Genomic DNA, 5,677 nt, shown 5'->3' on the forward strand with positions numbered 1-5,677 from the left:
GGGCCGGGGCCGCCCCCGGCCCCCCCCCGGTGTTCCTGCCCGGCTGGTGCTGTGACCGCATAGGTTCGCCGGGTTGGTCGTCGTGGCGGTTGGATGTGCGGTGCCGTCCGAATCCTCAACACCGCAGCCTGACCAACGGCGAACTTACACAGCCACAGCGCATCATCGGTCCGCTCGTGGCCAACCGCGGACGACCGAAGCGTTGTGAAGACGATCTCGGCCAGGCAGACCCGGAGCCCCGAACGGCGTCGGAGGAGAATGACTCAGGAGGCGGACGGCTCGATCTCCCCCGCGAAGACGATGACCTGGTCGATGAGGCTCCGCCGCAGATGGACGATGTCCGTTCCCGCCAGGCGGGGGCCTCCATCCGGCGTCGTGAAGACCCACTGGTACCGGGCCCACTCGTCCGGCATGTCCACCGCCGAACAGCGCACCATCGTGCCGGTCCCCGCAGGGTGGCGCCGGATGTCCAGCACGAACCGCTCGACCGCCTCGATCCCGTCACTGCGGCCCAACGGTCCCCAGAAGACCACGTCCGAGGTCAGGGCCTGGGAGAGCAGCGCAGTCACATAGCTGTCGTCCGAGGCGTTGAACGCGGAGATGAACGTGTCGATCGCGGACCGCGCGGTCTCTTCCTGCATGCACCAGTAATACCACTCGCCTCGCGGACCGTGCTCGTCCCGTGAGCCGTCTCCCGACCACGGTGAACCATCCCGGTCACACCCCTAGATCCAGGTGTCCAGCCACATCCGTTCGCGCCAGGCGTCGTCCGGGATCGGGGTGCCCGTGTAGATCGGCCAGAAGTAGATGAAGCCTCGCGCACTGCGGCGTACACGGCCCCGACCAGCGGTTTTCCCGCCGGGCGGGGCCGCGTGGGGCCTACTGGGCCGTCTCTGGGCCGTGATCATGGTCCCGGGAGGCCCTGTAGACGGCTTCGACGGCCTTCCGGGTGCGCCCCTCGCTGCTGGGCATCAGATGGGTGTACGTGCGCAGCGTGAAGCCGGGATCGGCGTGGCCGAGGTACTGGCTCAAGGCCCGGATGTTCTCCCCCGCGTCCAGGAGCACGGACGCGTAGAAGTGCCTCAGCGCGTGCATCCCGTGATCGGGAGCGGACGCGTACCGCTCTCCTTCCTCGGGCTCGGGGATGATGCCGACGGCCGCGAGGGCGGGCTTCCACATGAAGTCGTTGAAGTAGCTCACCCTGACGTGACTGCCGGCAGACCCGGCGAAGAGGAGCGACTTCGTCACGGGCGGCCCGTCCGGTGTCCGCCACGGCAGCGTGACCTTGATGGGCGGGTGCTTCTCCGAGTGCGCCTTGAGAGCGTCGGCCACGGCCGCGGGCAGCGGGACGTCTCGAACCTTCCCGCCCTTCGGGAGTGCGAAGACGAACTTCCCACGGATGCGCTTGAGCTGGTGCCCGACGGCGAGCCAGCCACCCTCGAAGTCCAGCTCGTCCTCGGAGAGCCCGAACACCTCGCCCTGTCGGAGACCGCACCCGCTCGCCACGTCCACGGTCGCCCGCAGATGCTCGGGCAGGGCGGCCCGCACACCGAAGACCTGGTGTGCCGTCCATGGAATGACTCGGGTGTGGCTCGGCTTGGGCACCTGAACCGACTTCGCCTTGCAGGGGTTCTTACTGATCAGTCCGTCGTCCAGGGCCGCACTGAACGCGGCCGAGACGGTGCCGAACACGATCCGGCGATGCGAGGCGGCAGGCACGGCGGACTCCAATTCTCCCAGCCATGTGCGGATGTGCCCCGGCTGGAAGGACGGGAGCGGCCGGGTGCCGATGTACGGGTAGGCGTGCAGCCTCAGCCGCCGCTCGGCGGCCTCACGGCTGTTCACTTCCGTGGTGTGCGTGGCGACCCACTTCTCCGCGAACTGGCGGAAGGTGATTCGGCCGGCGCGCGGGTCGACGTACTGGCCGCGCGCCATGTCGGCCGCCGTCTCGTTCAACCACTGCTCGGCAAGACGCTTCTGTTTGTCGGGGAAGCTCTTGGACTTCTCGGTGCCGTCGGGGCCGACGTAGCGGGCGCGGTAGCGGAGTCCGGTGCCGTAGCGGTCGGTCTTGGCGCGGCGGGGCTTGCCGTCGGGGGCGGTCTCGGTCTTGTACCAGCGGTCTTGGATGTGGCCAGCCATGAAGGGCTGTCGTCCTTTCCAGTGCACGGGAAAGCCCGTGACGCTCGTCGAGGAGCGTCACGGGCTTGGGCGGGACTGTGTCAGGCGACCTCGTCGAGGTCGCTTTGCTGGGCGACCCACTCGCGGACGGCTACGGGGTCGTAGCGGACGTGGCGCCCGACGCGGAATCCGGGCGGGCCGGTGCGCCGCTTGCGCCAGTGGTAGACGGTTTCGATCGGCACGCAGAACATCGCGGCGATGTCTTCGGGTGTGAGGTAGCGGTCGGGGAGTTTGAGCATTGCGGGGCGGGCCATGGCGCGACTCCTTGGCTCAGGCTCGGCCTTACAGGTGCGGTTACATCGGTTACATCGGTTACACCGCAGGTCAGGGCCGTGTTTTCTGTAACCGATGGGTGGGGTGTAACCGATGGCGTGCGGTTACAGGCGCTCGGGGCGCGGGGCCGTGTAACCGGGGGTGTATCGGTTACACGGCCCTGATCGGTTACAGCGTCGCCGCAGGTCAGGACGGCAATGTGGCGGGTGTAACCGATGTAACCGATGTTTCCGGAGGGGCCGGGCAGTACCGGTTCCAGGCGTCGGTCAGGTCGTCTCGGTGGTAGCCCTTGACGACCTGGCCCCCGATGCGCAGAGCGCGGGGCGAGATGGGCTTGTTCTTGGCGGTGACGTACTCCTTGAGCATTTTGGAGAGGGCGCGGGCGGTGAGGGGCTGGCCATCGAGGTCGCCCCAGGGGGATTCCTCCATGGCGTTGAGCATGTGGAGCATCTCGACGGTGGAGAGCGTGTCGGTGCCGGGGAAGACGTGGTCGCGGAGGTCGGTGAGGAGCTTGACGCCGAGGGAGGCACGGTCGTCTTCCGCGACGGCGGTGACGAGGTCGACGCATGCGGCACGGGCCCGCCGGGGCCAGTCGCCCCCGGCCGCGTCGGCTACGGCAAGGAGGGGTTCCCAGACGTCGGCGGGGCGGTCGGTGATGCCGTCGGGCATCTCCGGCCACGCCCCCTCGACCTGGTCGCGGACCTGGGCGGCCCACGCGGCGAGCCGGTCACGCAGGGCGTGGCCCTGCGGTTCGTGGATGCGGGCGCGGAAGGGTTCGACGGTCTCGGTCCTGGCCCGGCGGCGCATGCGGATGATGACGGAGCGGGCCAGGATCGTGTCGGGCAGCGATCCGAGTCCGCCCATGGCGACGGCGCAGTACGAGGGGAACGCGACGACGGTCTGCGCGCCACCGTCCCCGACGCACCGGTAGGAGACACCGGACCGGCGGTGACCAGCGTTCAGCAGGCCCCGCAGGTCCTCGTTGTCCTTGGCCTTGGGGCCGAAGACGGTGTCGATCTCGTCGAAGAGGATCGTCGGCCGCCCCGTCGTGTCGGCCACCGCGCGGAAGAGCGCGGCGGGAGACGCGTTCACGGCGTGCATGGGATGCGGCACGAGCGTGCTGATGACTTCAAGGGCCCTGGTCTTGCCGCTGCCCGGTTCGGGGCTCAGGAAGGCCATGCGCGGGGTGGAGTCGAAGCAGTCGAGCAGGTGCGTGTGCGCGTCCCACAGGGCGACCGCGACGTAGGCGGCTTCGGTGGGGAAGGCGTTGAAGCGGCGGTGGAATGCCTCCACTTCGTCGAGCAGGGCGGCACCGTCGACGGGCGGGGTAGGCGGTGTCGCGGTCATGAGACGTTCCTTTCCTCGGTGGTGCGGAGCGGGCAGAGGTCACGGTGGCGGGTGTGGTCGTCGATCAGGGCGAGGACGCGGCGGTGGCCGGCGGCGAAGAGGTTGCGGCCGCAGTCGCAGACGCTGGTCGCGGTCGGGGTCGCGCCGCGTGGCGCGGTGATGGTGAGCCAGGCGATCGGGCGGCGCCCGTCCCCGACCTGCGGGTCAGGGCGAGGAGATGAAGGGACGGCCTGGCGGCCGACGTTCTTCGGCGCGCTACTGCCGGATGTGGCCGGGGTCGGTTCGGCGGGGCCGGGGCCGGTGGGGGTGGCGGGGAGGCTTTTCAAGGAGGGGCGGGGCCGGGTGGTCACGCTGCCTCCCGTGGCCGGCAGGTGCGGATGGACCAGTTCAGTGCGCTGCGGATCGTGGAGCGGCACTCGGCCGCAGGGAGCCCGGCCGCCTCCCCCGCCCCTTGAAAAGCCTCCTCAACCAGGTGCCGGGGGAGGTCGCCCCATGCGACGAACCGCCCTACGGCGCGGGTGCTGCGGAGGAGCTGGGCGTTGCGGTCGCCCTCGGCGGCCCCGGCGACGGCGGCCGTCTCGCGCTGCAGGGCGACGTCGGCCACCCGCCCGCCGTTCCGGGCCGCGCTGATGCGGACCGGCAGGGCGGGACGGGACTCGGGGGTCAGTGCGCCCAGCAGCCATGAGGGCAGGGGCGTGACGGGGGCGGTGTCGACGACCTCGTACGCACGCCCGTTGACGGTGCTGCCGGGGGCGACGACGTGTCCGCCCCACGCTCGGGTGTCGATCAGCGGCCCGAGCAGCCCCCGGCTGTTGGCGAGCCGGGTACTGGGCGGGGCAGTGAAGTACAAGTGGCACCCACCGCTCGCGGTCCGGGTCCGGTAGGTCGTGGGGACGAGCTGCCCGGCGCGCTCGCAGAGCGCCTCAAAGGTCCTCACGCCGCAAGGCGTGTCCCCGTTGCTGTTGGGCTTGGGCATGTCGAGGTCGATGACGACCAGCCCCGACGGGCCCGTCGCCAGGCCCACGTTGAACGCCCCGGCGGCCCACGCGGCCCGGATGCGGTCGGGGTCGGTGGTGGCCCGGTCCTCCCACTTCAGGTGACCGGTGGTGCAGGGCCCTGTGCGGGGGCAGGCGGTCTCGCCGTGGAGGGCGGGGCGCTTGGTGCCGGGGCGGAGCGGGAAGACGTGCCAGCCGCGTTCGGCCGCGTCCAGCGCGGCGCGGAGCAGCGCGGAACGGGGGTCATGGGTCATGCTGGGTATCTCCAGTTCTCTCTAGTGGCGTACTGGATGAGGGCGGCCCCGATTCATTGGCGTGAGACGGGGGCCGCCCTCGGTACGTCGAAGTCGTCAGCAGTCGCAGTTGTCGGTCTTCTGGAGGCAGTCCCAGCAGCGGGGGCAGTCGCAGCCGCACGCGCACTGGTCGTGTTCGGGACCGGCGCCGTGGCAGTAGCAGCCGGACTCACCGCATGGCATCGACTCGGACTCAGGGATGTAGGGCATCGGGGTCCTCGGCAGTTGGTGAAGTGAGAGCCGCCGGTTGGCGGCTCCTCGGCCCGTCCCCGACCGCGGAGAGCCGGGGACGGACCGGGGGGGCCGTCAGGAGGTGGGAGTGGGGTGAATGACGTGCCAGCGGTTCGGGTTCTGTTCGTCCTGGACGACCCGCACCCCTGCCCCTTCCGGGGTGTTGTCGCCGGGCTGTTGCTGTTGTTGTTGCTGGCCTTGTTGCTCGTTCTGACCTGCGGAAACAACAGCAACATCCGGGCCCTGGGCACCAGGCGAAGAGGGGCCAGGGGAGGGGAGCGGCGGGCGGTCTGGGAGGTCCCCTGTGCGGACCCCGGTGGAGACCCCCGGGCGGGCCCCTTGCCCGCGCGCCCGGACACC

The 5,677-nt window shown here is 70.4% G+C and carries 8 protein-coding genes; 1 reads left to right on the top strand and 7 read right to left on the bottom strand.

All coding sequences use genetic code 11. The features are described 5' to 3' along the window. Positions 1-263: 263 nt before the first annotated feature. From WA762_RS35220 to WA762_RS35250, 7 genes are all read right to left on the bottom strand, one after another. The gene (locus WA762_RS35220; RefSeq protein WP_335941668.1) at positions 264-641 is read right to left on the bottom strand and encodes a nuclear transport factor 2 family protein; all 378 of its coding nucleotides are present in this window, start codon (positions 639-641) and stop codon (positions 264-266) included. A gap of 238 nt (positions 642-879) precedes the next feature. Further along, positions 880-2,139, bottom strand: a complete 1,260-nt coding sequence (locus tag WA762_RS35225) for a tyrosine-type recombinase/integrase (protein ID WP_335941669.1) — start codon at positions 2,137-2,139, stop codon at positions 880-882. Positions 2,140-2,219: 80 nt separating this feature from the next. Then, the gene (locus tag WA762_RS35230) at positions 2,220-2,432 is read right to left on the bottom strand and encodes a helix-turn-helix transcriptional regulator (RefSeq protein WP_335941670.1); all 213 of its coding nucleotides are present in this window, start codon (positions 2,430-2,432) and stop codon (positions 2,220-2,222) included. A 205-nt stretch (positions 2,433-2,637) separates the two neighbouring features. After that, positions 2,638-3,798, bottom strand: a complete 1,161-nt coding sequence (locus WA762_RS35235) for a DUF3631 domain-containing protein (RefSeq protein ID WP_335941671.1) — start codon at positions 3,796-3,798, stop codon at positions 2,638-2,640. Continuing rightward, positions 3,795-4,148, bottom strand: a complete 354-nt coding sequence (locus tag WA762_RS35240; RefSeq protein WP_335941672.1) for a hypothetical protein — start codon at positions 4,146-4,148, stop codon at positions 3,795-3,797. Before WA762_RS35240 ends, WA762_RS35235 begins: the two co-directional genes overlap by 4 nt. Beyond that, on the bottom strand, positions 4,145-5,047 hold the full coding sequence (locus WA762_RS35245) for a bifunctional DNA primase/polymerase (protein ID WP_335941673.1): 903 nt from the start codon (positions 5,045-5,047) through the stop codon (positions 4,145-4,147). The genes WA762_RS35240 and WA762_RS35245 overlap by 4 nt, the downstream gene beginning before the upstream one ends. A 96-nt stretch (positions 5,048-5,143) precedes the next feature. Continuing rightward, positions 5,144-5,296: a hypothetical protein gene (locus tag WA762_RS35250; RefSeq protein WP_335941674.1), complete on the bottom strand. Its 153-nt coding sequence runs from the start codon at positions 5,294-5,296 to the stop codon at positions 5,144-5,146. A gap of 123 nt (positions 5,297-5,419) precedes the next feature. Here WA762_RS35250 and WA762_RS35255 point away from each other — a divergent pair. After that, on the top strand, positions 5,420-5,677 hold a 258-nt coding region (locus tag WA762_RS35255; RefSeq protein WP_335941675.1), incomplete at its 3' end, for a hypothetical protein.

Origin of the sequence: Streptomyces tyrfis, assembly GCF_037034285.1 — a bacterium.
Classification (GTDB): Bacteria; Actinomycetota; Actinomycetes; order Streptomycetales; family Streptomycetaceae; genus Streptomyces.

Excerpts from the sequence above, each read along its gene's own strand:
- WA762_RS35220 (WP_335941668.1), bottom strand. The coding sequence starts at position 641 with ATGCAGGAAGAGACCGCGCGGTCCGCGATCGACACGTTCATCTCCGCG.
- WA762_RS35225 (WP_335941669.1), bottom strand. The coding sequence starts at position 2,139 with ATGGCTGGCCACATCCAAGACCGCTGGTACAAGACCGAGACCGCCCCC.
- WA762_RS35230 (WP_335941670.1), bottom strand. The coding sequence starts at position 2,432 with ATGGCCCGCCCCGCAATGCTCAAACTCCCCGACCGCTACCTCACACCC.
- WA762_RS35235 (WP_335941671.1), bottom strand. The coding sequence starts at position 3,798 with ATGACCGCGACACCGCCTACCCCGCCCGTCGACGGTGCCGCCCTGCTC.
- WA762_RS35245 (WP_335941673.1), bottom strand. The coding sequence starts at position 5,047 with ATGACCCATGACCCCCGTTCCGCGCTGCTCCGCGCCGCGCTGGACGCG.
- WA762_RS35250 (WP_335941674.1), bottom strand. The coding sequence starts at position 5,296 with ATGCCCTACATCCCTGAGTCCGAGTCGATGCCATGCGGTGAGTCCGGC.